At 61.9% G+C, this 17,480-nt stretch carries 17 protein-coding genes; 2 read left to right on the top strand and 15 right to left on the bottom strand.

All coding sequences use genetic code 11. The features are described 5' to 3' along the window. Nucleotides 1–14 precede the first annotated feature (14 nt). The 9 genes from secA to CCOY_RS02900 form a co-directional block, all read right to left on the bottom strand. Nucleotides 15–2,582 carry a preprotein translocase subunit SecA gene (gene secA / locus CCOY_RS02940; protein ID WP_092101605.1) on the bottom strand — a complete coding sequence of 856 codons (2,568 nt, stop codon included), beginning with the start codon at nt 2,580–2,582 and terminating at the stop codon, nt 15–17. A gap of 157 nt (nt 2,583–2,739) precedes the next feature. After that, nucleotides 2,740–3,459: a ribosome hibernation-promoting factor, HPF/YfiA family gene (hpf, locus tag CCOY_RS02935; protein ID WP_070482351.1), complete on the bottom strand. Its 720-nt coding sequence runs from the start codon at nt 3,457–3,459 to the stop codon at nt 2,740–2,742. A gap of 137 nt (nt 3,460–3,596) precedes the next feature. Further along, nucleotides 3,597–3,992, bottom strand: a complete 396-nt coding sequence (locus CCOY_RS02930; RefSeq protein ID WP_070449560.1) for a hypothetical protein — start codon at nt 3,990–3,992, stop codon at nt 3,597–3,599. Between the two features lie 48 nt (nt 3,993–4,040). Further along, a complete protein-coding gene (locus tag CCOY_RS02925) occupies nt 4,041–4,658 on the bottom strand; it encodes a ComF family protein (RefSeq protein WP_208856582.1) in 618 nt (205 codons plus the stop codon). An 11-nt stretch (nt 4,659–4,669) separates the two neighbouring features. Continuing rightward, nucleotides 4,670–6,394 (bottom strand): MtrAB system accessory lipoprotein LpqB, encoded by a 1,725-nt coding sequence (gene lpqB / locus CCOY_RS02920; RefSeq protein WP_092101602.1) that lies wholly within the window; start codon nt 6,392–6,394, stop codon nt 4,670–4,672. Then, nucleotides 6,391–7,986 (bottom strand): MtrAB system histidine kinase MtrB, encoded by a 1,596-nt coding sequence (gene mtrB, locus CCOY_RS02915; RefSeq protein WP_092102975.1) that lies wholly within the window; start codon nt 7,984–7,986, stop codon nt 6,391–6,393. Before mtrB ends, lpqB begins: the two co-directional genes overlap by 4 nt. Nucleotides 7,987–8,091: 105 nt before the next feature. After that, entirely contained in the window at nt 8,092–8,775 is a 684-nt protein-coding gene (gene mtrA, locus CCOY_RS02910) for an MtrAB system response regulator MtrA (RefSeq protein ID WP_083279481.1), read from the bottom strand. Between the two features lie 46 nt (nt 8,776–8,821). Continuing rightward, complete coding sequence (locus CCOY_RS02905) at nt 8,822–9,427, bottom strand: dTMP kinase (RefSeq protein ID WP_070422854.1); 606 nt, start codon at nt 9,425–9,427, stop codon at nt 8,822–8,824. 12 nt (nt 9,428–9,439) lie between these two features. Continuing rightward, complete coding sequence (locus tag CCOY_RS02900; RefSeq protein ID WP_070422853.1) at nt 9,440–9,793, bottom strand: DUF4259 domain-containing protein; 354 nt, start codon at nt 9,791–9,793, stop codon at nt 9,440–9,442. A gap of 186 nt (nt 9,794–9,979) precedes the next feature. On the opposite strand from CCOY_RS02900, the gene CCOY_RS02895 reads away from it, so the two are divergent. After that, the gene (locus CCOY_RS02895) at nt 9,980–10,993 is read left to right on the top strand and encodes a hypothetical protein (RefSeq protein WP_092101599.1); all 1,014 of its coding nucleotides are present in this window, start codon (nt 9,980–9,982) and stop codon (nt 10,991–10,993) included. On the opposite strand, the gene manA is transcribed toward CCOY_RS02895, so the two are convergent. The 3 genes from manA to CCOY_RS02880 all read right to left on the bottom strand — a co-directional run bounded on the left by manA (nt 10,983) and on the right by CCOY_RS02880 (nt 14,160). Further along, nucleotides 10,983–12,176 carry a mannose-6-phosphate isomerase, class I gene (manA, locus tag CCOY_RS02890; protein ID WP_092101597.1) on the bottom strand — a complete coding sequence of 398 codons (1,194 nt, stop codon included), beginning with the start codon at nt 12,174–12,176 and terminating at the stop codon, nt 10,983–10,985. The two genes, CCOY_RS02895 and manA, sit on opposite strands and share 11 nt — an antisense overlap. Nucleotides 12,177–12,259: 83 nt before the next feature. Further along, on the bottom strand, nt 12,260–13,630 hold the full coding sequence (locus CCOY_RS02885; protein WP_092101594.1) for a phosphomannomutase/phosphoglucomutase: 1,371 nt from the start codon (nt 13,628–13,630) through the stop codon (nt 12,260–12,262). 56 nt (nt 13,631–13,686) lie between these two features. After that, nucleotides 13,687–14,160, bottom strand: coding sequence for a DUF3499 domain-containing protein (locus CCOY_RS02880; protein WP_083279486.1), 474 nt, complete (start codon nt 14,158–14,160; stop codon nt 13,687–13,689). Between the two features lie 92 nt (nt 14,161–14,252). Here CCOY_RS02880 and CCOY_RS02875 point away from each other — a divergent pair, with 92 nt between their 5' ends. Next, complete coding sequence (locus CCOY_RS02875) at nt 14,253–14,741, top strand: metallopeptidase family protein (protein WP_092101592.1); 489 nt, start codon at nt 14,253–14,255, stop codon at nt 14,739–14,741. Nucleotides 14,742–14,767: 26 nt separating this feature from the next. Here CCOY_RS02875 and CCOY_RS02870 read toward each other — a convergent pair whose 3' ends face one another. From CCOY_RS02870 to CCOY_RS02860, 3 genes are all read right to left on the bottom strand, one after another. Then, on the bottom strand, nt 14,768–15,016 hold the full coding sequence (locus CCOY_RS02870) for a WhiB family transcriptional regulator (RefSeq protein ID WP_171194374.1): 249 nt from the start codon (nt 15,014–15,016) through the stop codon (nt 14,768–14,770). A gap of 335 nt (nt 15,017–15,351) precedes the next feature. Beyond that, nucleotides 15,352–16,413, bottom strand: a complete 1,062-nt coding sequence (manB, locus tag CCOY_RS02865; protein WP_070422892.1) for a mannose-1-phosphate guanylyltransferase — start codon at nt 16,411–16,413, stop codon at nt 15,352–15,354. Nucleotides 16,414–16,495: 82 nt separating this feature from the next. Next, nucleotides 16,496–17,452, bottom strand: coding sequence for a glycosyltransferase family 2 protein (locus CCOY_RS02860; RefSeq protein WP_070422891.1), 957 nt, complete (start codon nt 17,450–17,452; stop codon nt 16,496–16,498). Nucleotides 17,453–17,480: the final 28 nt, after the last annotated feature.

The following is a 17,480-nucleotide window of genomic DNA, read 5'->3' as shown; positions in this document are numbered from 1 at the left end:
GTTCAGCGGCGGTTTTAGACGGTGGCGGTGCCGCCGTCAGTCTCGCCCTCAGCAGCCTGGGCTGGCTGGGTCTCAAACTGCTTACGCATGGCAAACAGCTGGCGCACGGTCTCTTCCTGGATCGCCTCGTTCATGGCGTTGAACATGTCGCCACCCTCCTTCTGGTACTCCACCAGCGGGTCGCGCTGCGCCATCGCACGCAGGCCAATACCTTCCTTGAGGTAGTCCATCTCGTAGAGGTGCTCGCGCCACTTCGTATCGATGATCGGCAGGATCACCATGCGCTCCAGGTTGCGCATCTGCTCTTCGCCGCCGATCGCAGAGATGTTCTCTTCGAGGTTGTCGTAGAGGGCGTTGGCGTCGTCGAGAAGCGCCTGGCGCAACTGTGTCGAGGTCAGCTCACCCGGACGACCGTACTCGTCACCATCGATGAGTTCCTGCGGCGTCACGGACGGGCCGTACAGGGACTCGAGTGCGTGCCAGAGTTCCTCGAGGTTCCAGTCCTCCACGTAGCCTTCCGCGGTCTCCGCATCGACGTACGCAGTGATGGTGGACTCGATCATGCGACGCACCTGGTCCTTGATGTCCTTCGACGCCAGGATCTCCTGACGCTCGCCGTAGACCACCTTGCGCTGCTCGTTGAGCACCTCGTCGTACTTGAGCACGTTCTTACGCATCTCAAAGTTCTGGTTCTCAACCTGCGACTGTGCGCCCTTGATGGCGTTGGACACCATCTTCGCCTCGATCGGCACATCGTCCGGAACGTTGAGGCGGTTCATCATGTTCTCCATGGTCTGCCCCACGAAGCGAACCATCAACTCATCGCGCATGGACAGGTAGAAACGGGTCTCGCCCGGGTCACCCTGACGGCCGGAACGGCCACGGAGCTGGTTGTCGATACGACGCGACTCGTGACGCTCCGTACCAATAACGTACAGGCCGCCGGCCTCACGGACTTCATCACCAAGCTTCTTGGAACGCTCCTTCGCCTTCGGCAGCTGATCGTTCCACGCCTCCTGGTAGCGCTCCTCGTCCTCAAACGGGTCGAGGCCCTGCTCCTGCAACTTCGCATCCAAGAGAATTTCCGGGTTGCCACCCAGCACGATATCGGTACCGCGACCAGCCATGTTGGTGGAAACGGTCACCTTGCCCGGCAGGCCAGCCTCAGCGATGATGCGGCCTTCTTCCTCGTGGTGCTTCGCGTTGAGCACGTTGTGGGCCACGCCCTTGCGGGTCAGCAGCTGCGACAGGTACTCGGAACGCTCCACAGAGGTGGTACCGACCAGCACCGGCTGGCCCTTCTCCGCGTGCTCCGCAATGTCCTCCGCAACGGCCGCGAACTTGGCTTCCTGCGTCTTGTAGATCAGGTCGTCGCGGTCCACGCGCTGGTTCGGACGGTTCGGCGGGATCTGCACAACGTCCATCTTGTAAATCTGGTGGAGCTCGGCCGCCTCAGTCTCAGCGGTACCGGTCATACCCGAGAGCTTGTCGTACAGGCGGAAGTAGTTCTGCAGGGTAACGGTGGCCAGCGTCTGGTTCTCGTTCTTGATCTCCACCTGCTCCTTGGCCTCGATGGCCTGGTGCATGCCCTCGTTGTAACGACGGCCAGCGAGCACACGGCCGGTGAAGCCGTCCACGATCATGACCTCACCCTGACGGATGATGTAGTCCTTATCGCGCTCGAAGAGCTCCTTGGCCTTGATCGCGTTGTTGAGGTAGCTCACCAACTGGGAGTGCTCAGGCGCGTACAGGTTGTCAATGCCCAACTGGTCCTCGACGTACTCCACGCCCTCCTCGGAAATACCGACGGTGCGCTTGCGGTGATCCACCTCGTAGTGGATGCCCTCACGCATACGCGGCGCAAGCTGTGCGAACACCGAGTAGAACTGGCTGGACCCATCGACCGGGCCGGAGATGATCAGTGGGGTACGGGCTTCGTCGATAAGAATCGAGTCAACCTCATCCACAATCGCAAAGTTGTGGCCACGCTGCACAATTTCGTTGACCGAACGCGTCATGTTGTCGCGCAGGTAGTCAAAGCCCAACTCGTTGTTGGTGCCGTAGGTGATGTCAGCGTCGTACGCCTTCTTGCGCTCCGCCGGACGCATCTCCGACAGAATCACGCCCACCTCCAGGCCGAGGAAGTGGTGCACACGACCCATCATCTCGGCGTCACGCTTAGCCAGGTAGTCGTTCACGGTGACCACGTGCACGCCCTTGCCGGACAGCGCGTTGAGGTACGCCGGCAGCACCGACGTCAGCGTCTTGCCTTCACCGGTCTTCATCTCAGCGACGTTGCCGAAGTGCAGTGCGGCACCACCCATGATCTGCACCTTGTAGTGCTTCTGTCCCAGCACGCGCCACGACGCCTCACGGGCAGTCGCGAACGCGTCGAGCAAAATGTCGTCGAGGCTCGCGCCGTCGGCGATGCGCTGCTTGAACTCGGCGGTCTTCGCCTTAAGTTCCTCATCGGTCAGCGCCGCGTATTCATCGTCCAGGGCCATGACCTGGTCAGCGATCTTCGCCAGGCGCTTGACGGTACGCCCCTCACCGGCGCGGAGCAGCTTCGACAGTCCAAACACGTGAGAAAATCCTTTACTACTGGAGTAGGCAGGGCCAAGGTGTAACAACCCGCCATTGTACGCACGCCCACGTTGCAGAGAACAACCCGGCGTTGCTAATCGACGACAAAACCCGCCCGGCCCCTTTCACAGGACCGTGCGGGTAACAGCGCAAGCGCTACTTCTCGCCTGCTTCGGCTTCCGCCTCATCAGCCAGTTCGATCAAACCGTAATCAAACGCGTGACGGCGGTAGACCACAGCCGGACGGTTCGTCTCCTCGTTGATGAAGAGGTAGAAATCGTGTCCAACCAGCTCCATCTCGCTGAGCGCATCATCCACGCTACGTGGAGCGTTGGAGTGCACCTTGGTACGAACGACCTGGCCCGGAGTCAGATCCTCAACCTGATCCTCGTACGGGTCAACATCGTACGGACCCTGCGCAGCAGCCTCGCGAGCCTGCGCTGCCTTCTGCTCAGCCTCAAGCTCAGCAGCAAGCTTGCCGGCGCCCTTCGGTGCACGGTGGCCAGACATCGGAGTGGTGCGACGAGCCTTGACCTTGCGCAGCGAACGCTCCAGCTTTGCCACTGCGGCATCCAAGGCGTTGTAGAAGGTGTCTTCCTTCGCCTCAGCGCGTGCGAGGTGGCCCGAGCCAGTTGCGGTGATCTGGATGCGTTCCGCTTCCTGTTCACGACGCGGATTCGGCTCATGCTTGAGCTCAACGTGGAAGGAATTCAGAGTCGGATCGAGCTTCGCAATCTTTGCCAACTTGCCGCTTACGCGTTCCTGGAAGTGCTCCGGAACCTCAACGTTGCGGCCGGTGATGGTCAACACCACATCGGGTCCGAGACCCTCCCCCTGTGCGCCACCCTGTACGGCATTCTGGTCTGCAGAAGTCATGTGCTTCCTCCCTGTGGGTAGTAGGAACTGTGTCCATCACCACTATACAACTGGTTATGACCAATACACGGGGGTTCTCAAAATGTTCGCTATGAGCTTACTGAGAGCTACGCTGCCGGGTGTTGAGCAGCGGATGCTTAGCTGCGGGTGCTCTGCTTCACGTTTGCACCGAGACCTTCAGCGATGGTCTGGCAGGTGCCCTCATCAGTGTTATCGCAGCGGCCAACCCAGTTCTCGCCGACGATGACTTCCTTTGCGTACGGGAACTGCTCCTCCATGAGGTAGCGCGCATAATCCTCAGGCGTGCCGTCGAGCTTGAATTTGATCTGGCCCTTTTCCTTCTGCATGCACACGCCCTCTTCCTGCTTCAACTCCTGCCAGTTGGTGCAGTCGAAGTCCGTGCCGGCAAGGGCGTCACGGATTTCGGAGACCTCCTGAACACGGGCCTCATGAAGTGGGGTGATCTCTGCAGTCGAGCAACCGACCAACGCGAGAACCGGGGCACACACGAGTGGAAGAAGACGCAATTTCATTCCTGTGACCCTACTGGACACCTGCAAAAACACATATTTGGCCTGCGGTTACGCTGCGCACACGGTCACGCACGCACTCACGTCAACCCCGTGGGCGAGCAGCACGGACACACTGGCCTGGAGGGTTGCGCCGGTGGTTACGACATCGTCGATAAGAACCACGGGACCTGCAGGGATGGCGGCAAGCCGTACTGCTCCGGACAGGTTTGTGCGGCGCGAAGACTCGTCAAGGTTCGACTGATCGGCAGCGCTGGCGTCGAGTAGCAACGCGGGTGCGACACTGCGCTGGGTGGCGCGGCAAATAGCTTCCACGGGGTCGCCGCCGCGGGCTCGTGCCGAGGACACCTTCGTCGGTGCGGGAACCAGCACCGCGCCGACTGCGATATCGCCGCGCGCCTCCAAGTAGTCCAGACCGGCGTTGAGTACCGCACCAACGTGGCGACGCACAGCAAGGTGGTTACGTTCCTTCATTGCCAACACCACCCCACGGTGCGCACCCGCATAGGCACCTAATGCGAACACCGGCACCATCGGTGTGGTGTTAGGAAACACGCGCTGCGGCGGGTGCGCCAACTCCATCCGGCAGGTGGCGCACAACAACGGACCCGGCACGCCACATCCGGCACACTTGCGCGGTAGCAGCAACTCCCCGATATCCCCCAGCATCCCTGACTCTCCTACCGCGCGATGATCGGTAGCGCGCGCATACCTTCCAGACCTGGCACCTCACGCCAGATGGGGTTATCCGCACCTGAGGCCGGCACTTGCAATACAGCATTGACGTCAGTGACGTAGAGCATGCTTGGCGACGCCGCCACTGCCACCACCGGAGCCGAAATATTGCCCGCCGACAGCGCGGTCATAGACGAGCCGTCCTGCTCCACACGCAGCACTGGCGACGGGGCGGAGGTACCGACGATGAGCGAACCGTCCGCACGCCACTCGGCGGATACGACACTGCCACCGAGCTCCTGGGCATACTCGAGCACGTTGACAATAGAGCGTTCGCCGGAAGCGCCACGCTGGACAATGCCCGTGTAGAGCTTTCCGTCGATCACCATGACCACGCGGGTGCCACTGCGCGACAGGCGCAGCACAGAAATGTTGCCGTCCACGCCTTCTGGCAGGTCGACGTGCACCTCGCCGGTGGACAATTCGCCACTGGCTGCGGATTGGACTGTGCGCAGGATCCGCTTGCCGTCTGCAACCGACCACACCGCCGCCGCGTTCGCTTCGAAGCTCGGGCGTGTGAATGTACGCGCCCGCATAACCTCTTCCTCGCGGGCACCGAATTTGCCCACGCGAAGCACATCGTCCTTGTCATCGTCTGGTTTGCCGAAGACAGCAGCCCATTGGCCACCCTTGGCCAGGTCGGCTGAAGTGATCTGGCCAGAGCTGCCGAGGCTGCCGTCGACGGCCTGGGTGGTGCGGCCGTCGACACGCAAAATGCGCCCATCGACGAGCGCGTAGAGCGTGCTTTCCCCCGCGGTTTCCACCAGTGGGCTCTCATCCGCAAAGTCGTCGGTACCAAGTGCGTCAGCGCCTTCGATAAGGGGGCTGCCGTCGGCTTCCAAACGATACGGACCTGTGATGCCGGCGGTGGCAAGGGTCCACACCACTTGGGCAGCAAACTGCGTGCGGCGTGCGGCGTCGACTTCGCTGAAACCAGTAAAGGTAAACGCGCCATCTTTGAACCCCGTATAGGCCACTTTCGACGGCAACGCATTGGGCAACGCTGGACGCAAACGCTCCGCAGGGCCCTCCATAAGCAACCCGATTAAGTCACCCGCCAGGGCCTCGCGACGCGAGTGAACCCAACGGCGGTCGGTGACCAACTCACGGTCGTCGGCATCAAAGAAGTACAGGTTATACGGCTGATACTGGTTACGCAGCTCAGTTCGCTCCATAACCACACCCGCGGGTAGCGACGAAATACGCCACTGCCCATCGATCATGTCCAGCTCGATTTCTGCCTCGTATTTGCCGCGCTCCGGAGCAAACGATCCCCCGGTGTGCACCGCACCAACTACGTTTCCGTGAACCGCAAAGCGACGCTTCCCTGCCGAGGCCCCCGGCAGCGTGGTCACGCCGAAGCTGTCCACGATCAGCTTCTGCCCGCTTGGATCCCACGCCTGGGCAGCGCTCTCCGTCAGGTAAGCACGCGCCATTTCGTAGTCGCTGTCCGGAATCGCCGATGCTGCGTAGAACCCACGCAGCAGCAAGTCTGGCTCCTCATCCTCCGCGGGACCAGCATCCGGCGTCGGAGACTCCGCCGGCGTAAACGGACGCAGCACGTGAGGTGCCGAGTTGGTTGGCAGCGTTGCGCACCCCGACAGCAGGGACATCGCAGTCAACGTGGCCACGGCCGACAGCGCCAACGATGCAGCTTTATTCGTCCTCATCGATGTTCCTCCTGGACTTCAGGCTGCGGATCCAGCGCTACTACACCGGCCCCACTATCGGTGGCCGGATCATCTCCCCCGCTGGTGTCAGCATCGGTAACTCCAACCGCTTCGGTGACAACAGGAGCCCCTTCGATCTCGGCAGCATTCTGTCCCGGCGCGACCAAGTCCAACGGGGCGACGTTGATTTTCGCCCCGACTTCTCTCGGCAACACCAGGCGGAATTGGGAACCCACGCCGTGCGTGCCAGCGGCGTCGAGGATGCCGCCGTGCAATAGCGCATCCTCGCGCGCAATAGCCAGGCCCAGGCCGGTGCCGCCCGAGTGGCGCTTGCGGGACTTGTCCGCGCGCCAGAAGCGGTTGAACACTAACTCGTCTTGGCCTTCCTTCAGCCCAACACCGCGGTCGGTGACGGTGATTGCCACGGCCTCGTCGTTGGAACGCATCACAACCTTCACCGGGTTGCCCTCCGAGTGGTCGATGGCGTTGGCCACCAGGTTGCGCACGATGCGCTCGATACGCCGTGGGTCACCCTCGATCGTCTGTGGTTCCTCCGGGATGTCAAAGTCGACTTCCACATCCAACTCGTCGGCAAGGTGCTGGGTTTGCTGCCATGCAGACTCCACCGGCCCGCGAGCATCCATGCTGGTGGTGGAGAGTTCGGCCACGCCGGCGTCGTGACGCGAAATTTCCAGCAAATCATTGAGCAGCGCCTCGAAGCGGTCGAGTTCCTTGATCATCAACTGGGAAGCGCGCTTGGTCGACGGTTCGAGCGAATCCTCGTTCGCGGCGATCATGTCTGCGGCCATACGCACCGTAGTCAGCGGCGTGCGCAACTCGTGGGAGACATCGGAGGTGAACTGGCGCTGAAGGTCACCGTATTCCTCCAGGTTGTTGATCTGCTTAGACAGCGTGTCCGCCATGTTGTTGAAGGACATGGCCAGCACTGCCATTTCGTCTTCGCCATCGACCGGCATGCGCTCGCGCAGGTGACCGGACGCGAAACGCTGGGCAGTTCTCGACGCCGAGCGCACCGGCGCCACAATCTGCTGCGACGCAAGCCACGCAATGCCCATCAAAAGCACCACGACGATCACCGCAGCGATAGCCAAAATGCCACGCATCAGTGCAACGGTGGTGGTTTCGCTCTCCATATTCATGACCAGGTAGAGCTGCAGATTCGGGATATCCGCATTCGTTGGCGTACCGACGATTAACGCGTCATACAACGTCGCATCCGGCCGTTCCACAGTGGCGAATTGGTAGGCCACATTTCCGTCGTTGACGAACTGCGCTAAGCGCTCTGGGATCTGGTACGACTCCGGCGACGAGGTCACCACCCCGCCACCGCTTTCCGCCACCAGGACCGGCTCGTAAAAGCTCGACGTGTCCGAGTTTTCCTGTGCGCGCTGGGTCAAACCTGCACGGGCTGAGTTCAAGCGCGCCTGCAGCGAGGCCGAACTGCCGCTGTTGTCTAGCTGGTATTCGACGGTGGCGCGTGCGCGCTCGATCTCCACACTCGCGGTTTCCAGCTTCGCCTCGGTGATGCGGCTAGTGACCACCGACGCCAGCACAAACCCAAGCACGGACATCACGATGGCGGACACGATGAGTACCGTGCCCACGAACCTCACCTGCAACGAGGTCGACCATGCGTGCGCTACGCGTTCGCGTGCGCGTTTGAGCGCATTCAGCGACTACACCCCCGGCTTGCCGGTCTTATAGCCCACACCACGCACGGTGAGGATGATCTCCGGGTTCTCCGGGTCGTGCTCAATCTTGGAGCGCAGACGCTGGACATGCACGTTAACCAGGCGCGTATCCGAAGCGTTGCGGTAGCCCCACACGGACTCCAGCAGCTCCTCGCGGGTGTGCACCTGATTCGGCTTCTGCGCCATCTCCAGCAAAAGGTCAAACTCGAGCGGGGTCAGCTGAATTTCCTGGCCGCCGCGAGTCACGGTGTGCTGCGGAACGTCAATGGTCAGATCGCCAACCTCGTAGATTTCCGCCGGCTCGTCGTCAGTACGACGCAGACGCGCGCGGATTCGGGCGACCAGTTCCTTCGGCTTGAAGGGTTTGGTGATGTAGTCGTCCGCACCAGACTCCAGTCCAAGCACCACGTCCACCGTGTCGGTCTTCGCTGTCAGCATGACAATCGGCACGGCGGACTGCTTGCGGATCTCGCGGCAAATATCAATGCCGTTGACGCCTGGCAGCATCAGGTCGAGCAGGATCAGATCCGGATCAAAGCTGCGCCACGCGCCAACGGCCTCAGCGCCATCGGTGACGGAACTCGTCTCAAACCCCTCGGCCTCAAGCACGATGGTGAGCATCTCGTTGATCGCCGGGTCATCGTCCACGACCAGGATCTTGTGGGCCACATGTACTCCTTTGTCAGGGCTTTTATGGGGGTTGAAATGACGAGGCTTATGCCAGGTCGCGTATTGCCTGAATGATAACCGCAGGATCCGAACCGCGTACCCACGGCCCACCCCACGACATTTCCGCCAGCCGTCCGTACATCGCATACGTTGCGGCCTGCAGGCCACCATCGCGTTCGTAGCGATCGCGCGCACGCGTTGCGTCCTGCGTCTCGCGCTTCGCTGCGCGTTCCCGCGCAAGCTCAGGGCTCGTATCGACGAGCACCTGCAAGTCCGGCCTCGGCAACCCCAAACGCCCAAACTCCAGGTCTTCCACCCAGCGCAAGGCGGCATCGTCACCGGTGCGCGCAGTGGTGTACGCGGCGTTAGAGGCCACGTAGCGGTCCAGGATGAGGACGCGGGACGGATCGTCGACGTACTCGTCGAGAAGCGCCTTCGCCCCATGACGGTCAAGTGCGAACAGTGTCGCCATCGCAAACGCGGAATCCGTCACATCCCCCATGCGCCCGTGCAGCGCGTCTTGTGCGAGCTGGGCGTGAATGGAGTCCTCGTAACGCGGAAACGCAAGCGTGTCGGCGTTGAGTTCCTTCTTGATCGCGGTGACAAGCGTGTTCTTGCCCGCGCCATCGATACCTTCAAACGCAATAATCATGGCCGCAAACCGTTAGGCCAGCGCCTCGAGGAACTGCTCAAGGTCCGCCTCGGTCTCCACTGCTTCCAGCACCGCAGCAGCAGCCTCGACGAGCTTCTCGTCGATCTCGTCCGGGCGCAGACGGATGAACGGGTACGCCTCTGCCACATCACCGGCAGAAAAAGGTGCACCCGACCAAATTGCAGCGATCGTCGCCGCAGCCTGGCCGTTGAGGATCTCATCTTCGCTTGCGGAATCCCCATTTGCGGCGAGGAGCACGGCGTCACGCACTGCTTCCACAATCTCGTCGGTATCCAGGTCAGAGATCTCGTCGAGGAAATCTGCATTGGTGTCAATGGTGAAAATCTGCTCGTCCCAGGTCGTCACTGTGACGCTCCTTCCGTCTGTATCGAGTGCTGCAAACACGGTATCTATTACGTCTTTATATACGGCACTTGCACCTTATGGGGGTACACCTTCGCCGTACGACGTGCTATAAACATTCCTACACCACCATACTGTTACCAATTCGTGATGTAAGGGCTGCGCGCCGACCGTGGAAGGAGCGGGGACGTGAAACCGACCAACCGCCGTACCGCTGCTCTTTTTGCTGCAGGCCTCGGGCTTGCTGGCCTGACCGGTTGGACCGTATGGGCGTCATCGTCCACCGGGCCTTCGGACCACGCAGGCTTTTCCGCCGAGGCAGCAGACACCACCAGCGCGCACTCGACAACCTCAAGCACGTCGAGTTCCCGCACAGCGACCAACTCGTCGACAACAGAAACCTCTGCAGATGGGCGCACTGACGGAAACGATGCACCGGTAGACCAGGACTACAGCGCACAACACGGCATGCAGGGTGGCACGCACCACGTCAACCCGAACTATGCGGCGCAGAACGATCCATACCTGCCACCGCACGCAGTGGTGGGCCAGGCGGATCCGGCGCAGCCGACCAAGGTGTACCGCCCGACCAACATCGTTGTGCCGCCACCGGCCCAGTCGGCGCAGTCGGCCCAGTCGGCCCAGTCGGCCCAGCAGGCACCGCAATCACAGCGATCGGGGCCGCAGTCGGCCTCACAGTCGACCCGGCCGTCTGGAACAACGAGCGAAGAACGGCCGAACCGCCCCGAGACAACGCCTGAGTCCCCGTCGGAGTCCAGGCCGCAGCCAACGCCTGAGGCGTCGCACCCGTCCACACCGGACACGCCTGGCACGTCTGCACAAACGCCGACTGAGACCGACTCGGCAGGCACCTCCGGGATCCCCACGGCACCATCCGAGCCCGAGCGCGGCCCCGGCACATCTGCGGACAACGAGCCGAAGATCAAGGACGGCAAACCCGCACCCGGCTCCTCCCCCGCCGAGCCAACCTCGCGTGAGAACGATCGCGATGAGCACCCCGAAAACAACAAGGCGATTCCTGCAGACCAGCTGGAGGCTCAACTGCAGTCGCAGGCATCTGCGCCCACAACTGCCCGGGCGCGTGTGCCGGGCAAGGAGGACGTGGCCGGATACCCCCAGCCGGATGAGGGCTTTAGCCCCCGCGAGGCGCTTGACCAGATCGCGCGAAGCGTTACACGGTAGCCACAAACACCTGGGTGGGTTCCCCATCCGTTGCAGGCCGCAGGGTCACCGCACCATCGCTTGCGGGAATCCACACAGCCTCCCCAGCGGCGATTGACATTGTCCCGTCCGTGGCGGTGCCCGCGGTGCAGAGTGCGATTGCGGGGCCGTCTTCGTCGATACGCAACTCGCCCTGATCAAGCTCGTGCATGCTCACGGTGAAACTCTCCACCGGCAGCACGAATCGCTTCCCACCAGCCACCTCCTCGGTGTCTGCGCGCGGCGATTCCAACGAAGAAAAGTCGAGTACACGCACGAGCTCTGGCACATCTACGTGCTTGGTGGTCAGGCCACCGCGCAGAACGTTGTCGGAGTTTTCCATGACCTCCACGCCGAGACCGCTGAGGTAGGCATGCAGTTGACCTGCGCCGAGGAACGCCGCCTCACCCGGCTTGAGGGTGACAATGTTGAGCAGCAGAGCCGCAAACGCACCAGCGTCGCCTGGGTAACGCTGCGCTAGTTCAAGGAATACCTCGGCTGCTTCCACAACCCACGCAGGGTGGGCTGCGGTGCCTCCATCGGCGATCGTGCGGGCACTATGTCCGACGGCGTCGAGCACCTCCGTCAGTGCGGGCCTGGGCAACGACACCAGGGTAGTAAACAGCACCCGCATGTCCCCTGCACCGCCGGCCGCTGGCAGTAGTGCTGCGTAACGGTCCCAGGCTGGGGAGGAAAACGCCTCGAACAACTCGGTCATCTGCTCCACAGGGCGGAACCCCGCCATCGCACGGAACGTAGTCAACGCGACGATAAGTTCCGGCTTCGGGTTCGAGTCCTTGTAGTTGCGCTGCGGGCTGTTGAGGCTGATGCCCTCAGCGTTTTCCCGTTCGAAGCCAGCAACGGCCTGCTCGCGCGACGGGTGCGCTTGGATACTCAGCGGGGAATCCGCCGCGAGCAACTTCACCAAAAACGGCAGTTGCTCGCCATAATGGGCAATCACGCGGTCGCCCAATGCTGCCTGGGGGTCCTCGGCGATGATCTCGTCGAGGCCACGTCCGTCAATGGTCGCTGGGGCGGCAGGGTGGGCACCAAACCACAGTTCGGCCTCGGGCTTCTCGCTCGGCGAGGGCGTCCCCCTCAGCTGTGCGAGCAGCGTCCGCGACCCCCATGGGTAGGGTCGCAGTACCCCATCCAATCGCTCCATGTGGCCTCCTTTGGTTCTGCGTGAGCGCAAACGTCCAAAATAGCAGTCCCACGCTCCCCGTTCGAGTTACAAGAATTCGGTGCCTAGGAACGAATCAGGCCAAGAATCTCGTTGACCAGCGCGTCGACCTCTTCCCGGGTCGGCGCTTCCGCGTTAAGACGCAGCAGCGGCTCCGTGTTGGATGCACGCACGTTGAACCACGCCTTGGAGTCCTTCAACTGCACAGTCACACCGTCGAGGGTGTCTACCGATTCCGCACGATCCGCGAACGCATCCACCACACGCTTCGTCGCCGCTTCCTGGTCGGCAACTTCCGAGTTGATCTCACCAGATGCGACGTAGCGCTCGTATTGCGCCATCAGTTCACTCAGCGGCTTGTCCTGCTCTGCCAGCGCCGCCAAAACGTGGAGCGCAGCGACCAAGCCAGAGTCCGCGTTGAAGAACTCAGCAAAGTAGTAGTGCGCGGAGTGCTCACCGCCGAATAGCGCGTTGTGCTCGGCCATCTTGGCCTTGATGTAAGAGTGGCCCACACGGGTGCGTACGGCGGTGCCACCACATTCGTCGATCATCTCCGGCACTGCACGCGAGGTAATCAGGTTGTGGATGATCGTCGCACCGGGGTTCTCCGCAAGGGTGCGCGTGGCAATCAGCGCAGTGATGGCGGAGGGCGAGACGGCCTCGCCCCGCTCGTCGACAACAAAGCAACGATCCGCATCCCCATCAAACGCCAACCCGATGTCCGCACCCTGCTCAACAGTGAACTTCTGCAGGTCAACCAAATTCTTCGGGTCGAGCGGGTTCGCCTCATGGTTCGGGAAAGTTCCGTCTAACTCGAAGTACAGCGGGCGAATATCCATATCCCCCAACGCCGCCGGAACCGTCAGCCCAGCCATGCCGTTTGCGGCATCCACTGCCACGACCAGCTTGCGCCGCGTAGGCACCGGCACCAGATCACGCACATACTTCGCGTATGCCTCGAGCGCATCTTGCTTCTCGACGACACCACGTTCCCCCTCAAACTCCGGCACGCCCTCAAGAATCATGCGGCCGATTTCCGACAAACCGGTATCTGTAGACACCGGGGTCGCGCCCGCGCGGCAGAGTTTGATGCCGTTGTACTGAGCCGGATTGTGCGAGGCGGTAAACATCGCACCAGCGCAACGCTGGGAGCCGGCAACGAAGTAGAGCTCGTCAGTCGACGTCAGCCCCAAGTCGGTGACATTAAGCCCCTGGGAGGCAGCTCCCTCGGCGAACGCCGCGGCCAGCGCCGGCGACGACGGACGCATGTCGTGGCCGACAGCGATACGGGTCTCACCCTCCTCGCGCAGAATGTGGGCGAAGGCAGCGCCGGCGGTGCGGACAAAGTCCTCGTCGATGTGCTCGCCGACAACGCCTCGAACGTCGTAGGCCTTAATAACGCTGCTCAGAGTCTCACGTGTGTGCTGGATAGCCATGCAGGCCATCTTAGTGCGCCACGCGACACGACCCCTCCCCGGCTGCTGTGGTTTCGCTATTCCTGCTCAGCCGAAGGATCCGGCACGATGCGCAAATGCGAACGGCGCGCCGCCTTATGCGCAGCAATCTGCTCTTCCACCCGCTTCGTGCGATGCACCGGGTGGTTCGAGGTATCCGGGTCGTTGAAGTCGTGCGAGGCCTCGTACTCGATTGGGTCCTGCGAAGAATCGACCAAACCAGTGGTCAGTCGACCCGCCTCACGCACGGCCTCAGCCAAGGCGGTGATGTCGGAGGCTTCCGGATCGTCATCCTCATCGCCTTCTAACTCGACGTGCTCTACACGGACCATTTCCCAACCAACGGGCGCGGTGATGTGGGCGGAATGGCGCTCACACAAGTCCCACGCATGCGGATCTGCTACCGGGGCGAGCGGACCGATCACTGCCGTCGAGTCCGCGTACGCGTAAATCAGCGTGGCCACAGCGGGCCTGCCGCAACCCGGGCGACAACAACGACGGAAGACATTCACGGCGGACAGTCTAAACCCCTTCTTGAGGTTTTTGTACTGCGGCGCGGCGCGCCCCCTCCACACCTGCCTGTTTCCACCTTAGGATTGCCGTCATGCAAACCCCTTCCAGGCCCGGCGTCGGCCCCTCGCACGTCCGCGCCGCACGCGACCGCCACGGGCGAGGTGCCCGTGGCCCGCTCCTGCCCGTTGGGGTGCCCCGCTATCGCTCGCGCAACGACGCATTCGACGCACTTGTCATGGAAGCCTACGCCCCGCTCCACAACGCGTACTTTGAGCAGCTGGCAAGCGTGGATTTGGCGGTGGACACGATCCCACGCATGCGCCTGCACGCAGATATGACGATCTTGCCGGACGAGATCATCGCCGACGGCCCGGTCCCTCTCGGACGGGTGCTCCAGGCAGGCGTAGATCAGCACGGCAACCCCACCCGTGCGCGCTTTGTCGTGTTTCGCATGCCGATAGAACACCGCGCGGTGACCACCCAGGAGCGTGCAGAGTTGCTCACGTGGGTGCTCACCGCGCTGGTAGCAAACCATTTAAATTTGGATCCACGCACTGTGAATCCCGATTTTCCCTGGTAGATCCACCCTGTAGATCTCGGGAGTTGTTAGCCGATCTGCTTCTTCAGACGGCGACGCTCACGATCGGACAGCCCACCCCAAATACCGAAGCGCTCATCGTGCTCGAGTGCGTACTCGAGGCACTCATCGCGCACTGCGCATGCCTTGCAGATTCGTTTGGCCTCACGAGTTGAGCCGCCTTTTTCAGGAAAGAAGGCCTCGGGGTCAGTCTGCGCACACAGCGCCTGGTCCTGCCACTCCTGCTCGACAGCGCCAAACAACTCGTCGAGGGTCATCCCTCCCGCAGCAGCGCCGCGGAGGATGGCGTCCGCTTGATTTTCCACGCCATTACCTTCCCTGTTGCTTAGTTGATCTTTTCGGTGGTCGTTCGAAGAGTGATGCACCCGCTGGTTGCGGATGCGGAAATAACACTTCTGTGATTACACACCGAGGCACTAAATAGTCGCAACCAAAATGTGAGCCGAGCGCGCCTTTTTCAGGCATTCCCCACGTCAACTTTCACACCAGTCACAACTGTCACAGTATAGCTGCAATGGGGGTGGACTTCGGGGGTACTACATGTAGTGTCGGGACTAAAAAGCGCGACTATTTGGCCGTGTTGGCGTGTCGGTTACGCGTCTGGGGAGAAACGCACTCCCGAATCTGGGATCACAACACCCGGCCACACACGCATGCCACCCTGCAGCTCGCAGCGCGCACCAATCTGGGCGCCTTCACCGATCACACAATCAACCAAGCGCGCATTCGCTCCAATCGTGGCTCCGGCAGCAATGATGGAATTGCGCACCATTGCGCCAGGCTCGATGGTCACGCCATCGAAGATCACAGAGTCGTCGATACGCGAGCCCGCCCCAATCTCACAGCCACGGCCAACCGTTGTGCCGCCCATCAGAATCACGCCGTGCGCAACACCGGCAGACGGATCCACCACAGATTCGCCCGTACGCCCTTTCAACAGCGGCGAGTACGCAATGCCGCGCACCACATCCGAGGAGCCCTGGACGAAATCGTCCGGGCGGCCCATGTCGCGCCAGTACGACGAATCCACATGGCCGACGACCTTCGCTCCCTGCTCAAGCAGGCCCGGGAAGGTTTCGCGCTCTACGGAAACCACACGTCCTGCCGGGATCTGCTCGATCACCGAACGCTTAAACACGTAGCAGCCAGCGTTGATCTGGTCGGTCGGCGGATCCTCGGTCTTTTCCAAAAAGGCCAGCACATTGCCGTCCTCATCCGTCGGCACCGAGCCGAACGCGCGCGGATCCGGCACCCGCACCAGGTGCAGTGTGACATCCGCATCCTTATCCACGTGCGTGTGCGCAATCGCCGACAGGTCCGCGCCAGAAAGCACATCACCGTTGAAGACCATCACGTTGTCGTAGCGGAGCTTCTCGTAGACGTTGCGGATGCCACCGCCGGTGCCAAGCGCTTCTTCCTCCACGACGTATTCGATCTCTAGACCGAACTCGGAGCCGTCGCCGAAGTACTCCTCAAACACCTCTGCCTTATAGGACGTCCCCAGCACCACGTGACGCATGCCAGCCTCACGGATGCGGGCAAGCAGATGTGCCAAGAACGGGAAACCTGCCGTCGGCAACATCGGCTTGGGTGTAGAGACAGTCAGCGGACGAAGGCGTGTGCCACGCCCGCCGACGAGAATCACCGCATCCATTTCTGTGATTTCTGCAATTTCAGCAGACTCGGTGATTTCGGTGGAGGCTGTCTGAGCCATTGCTAGATCCTTCATCTTGTTGTCAGTTCACTTCCCCACGGCCGGTGCCAGCCCTGCGTGCAGGTTTCGCCCTACCCAACTGCAGCGCACCCCTCACTCGGAGGCCGAGCCACAACGCCCAGCGGATGGGAGCTTGCCACGCATGCGGATGGCGGTCGCGCTGGAACCGATACGCCGAGGCGTGGTGCGCAGGCACCGTAACTCCCCTGTGTCGGTCCGCAACATGGCCCTGATCGTGCAAGATCACGGAACTCGGGCAGTACAAATTGTCCCAGCCTGCACGGGTAAGACGGTCACCGAAGTCGATGTCTTCCAGGTACATGAAGTAGCGCTCGTCGAACCCGCCGATCTGGTCGAACGCATCCCACCGCACAAGGAGGCACGCGCCGGACAGCCAGCCTGCGGTGCGTTGCACCTCCATATTCGCCCCGGCTTGGTACGCGCGGGAAAACGGGTTGGACGGCCAGTAGTCGTACAGCAGCGCGTGCCCGATCCCCATGGCCAGGCTGGGCACCTCGCGCGCGCTGGGGTATGCGGAGCCGTCGGCCTCTTCAATCCTGGGCCCGGCAGCTCCAGCCTTCGGCGCGTCGTCGGCGCAGTGGATCAACTCGTCGATGCTCCCCGGGGTGAACTCCACGTCGGGGTTCACAATAAGGAAGTAGTCGCCGCGCACCGCACCTGCTTTTCGACGATCCCCCAACTGCCGAGCAGCCGCATTAATCGCGGCTCCGTAACCGATGTTTCCACCAGTGGGGAAAAACTCCACGTGCTCGTGCTCGCGTGCGGCCTGCTGCGGCACGCCGTCCTTGGAGCCGTTGTCGGCGCAAAGCAGCACAACGGGGCGCGTCGTCGCCTTCTCCAAGGAGGCGATGAGCTGCGCCAAGTGCTCCCCAGGCGAATACGTCACGGTGATCACCGCGAGTGGCGCCTGATGAGCGTCAGGATGATGCTCTGTGTCTTTCACAATGTTGGACAGCATACCCACCATGACCTCCAATTCCGGCGCA

The sequence above is a fragment of the Corynebacterium coyleae genome, assembly GCF_030408635.1.
Taxonomy (GTDB): domain Bacteria; phylum Actinomycetota; class Actinomycetes; order Mycobacteriales; family Mycobacteriaceae; genus Corynebacterium; species Corynebacterium coyleae.
Note: the sequence above shows the minus strand (reverse complement) of the source record. Positions and strands in the feature narration are given on the sequence as shown.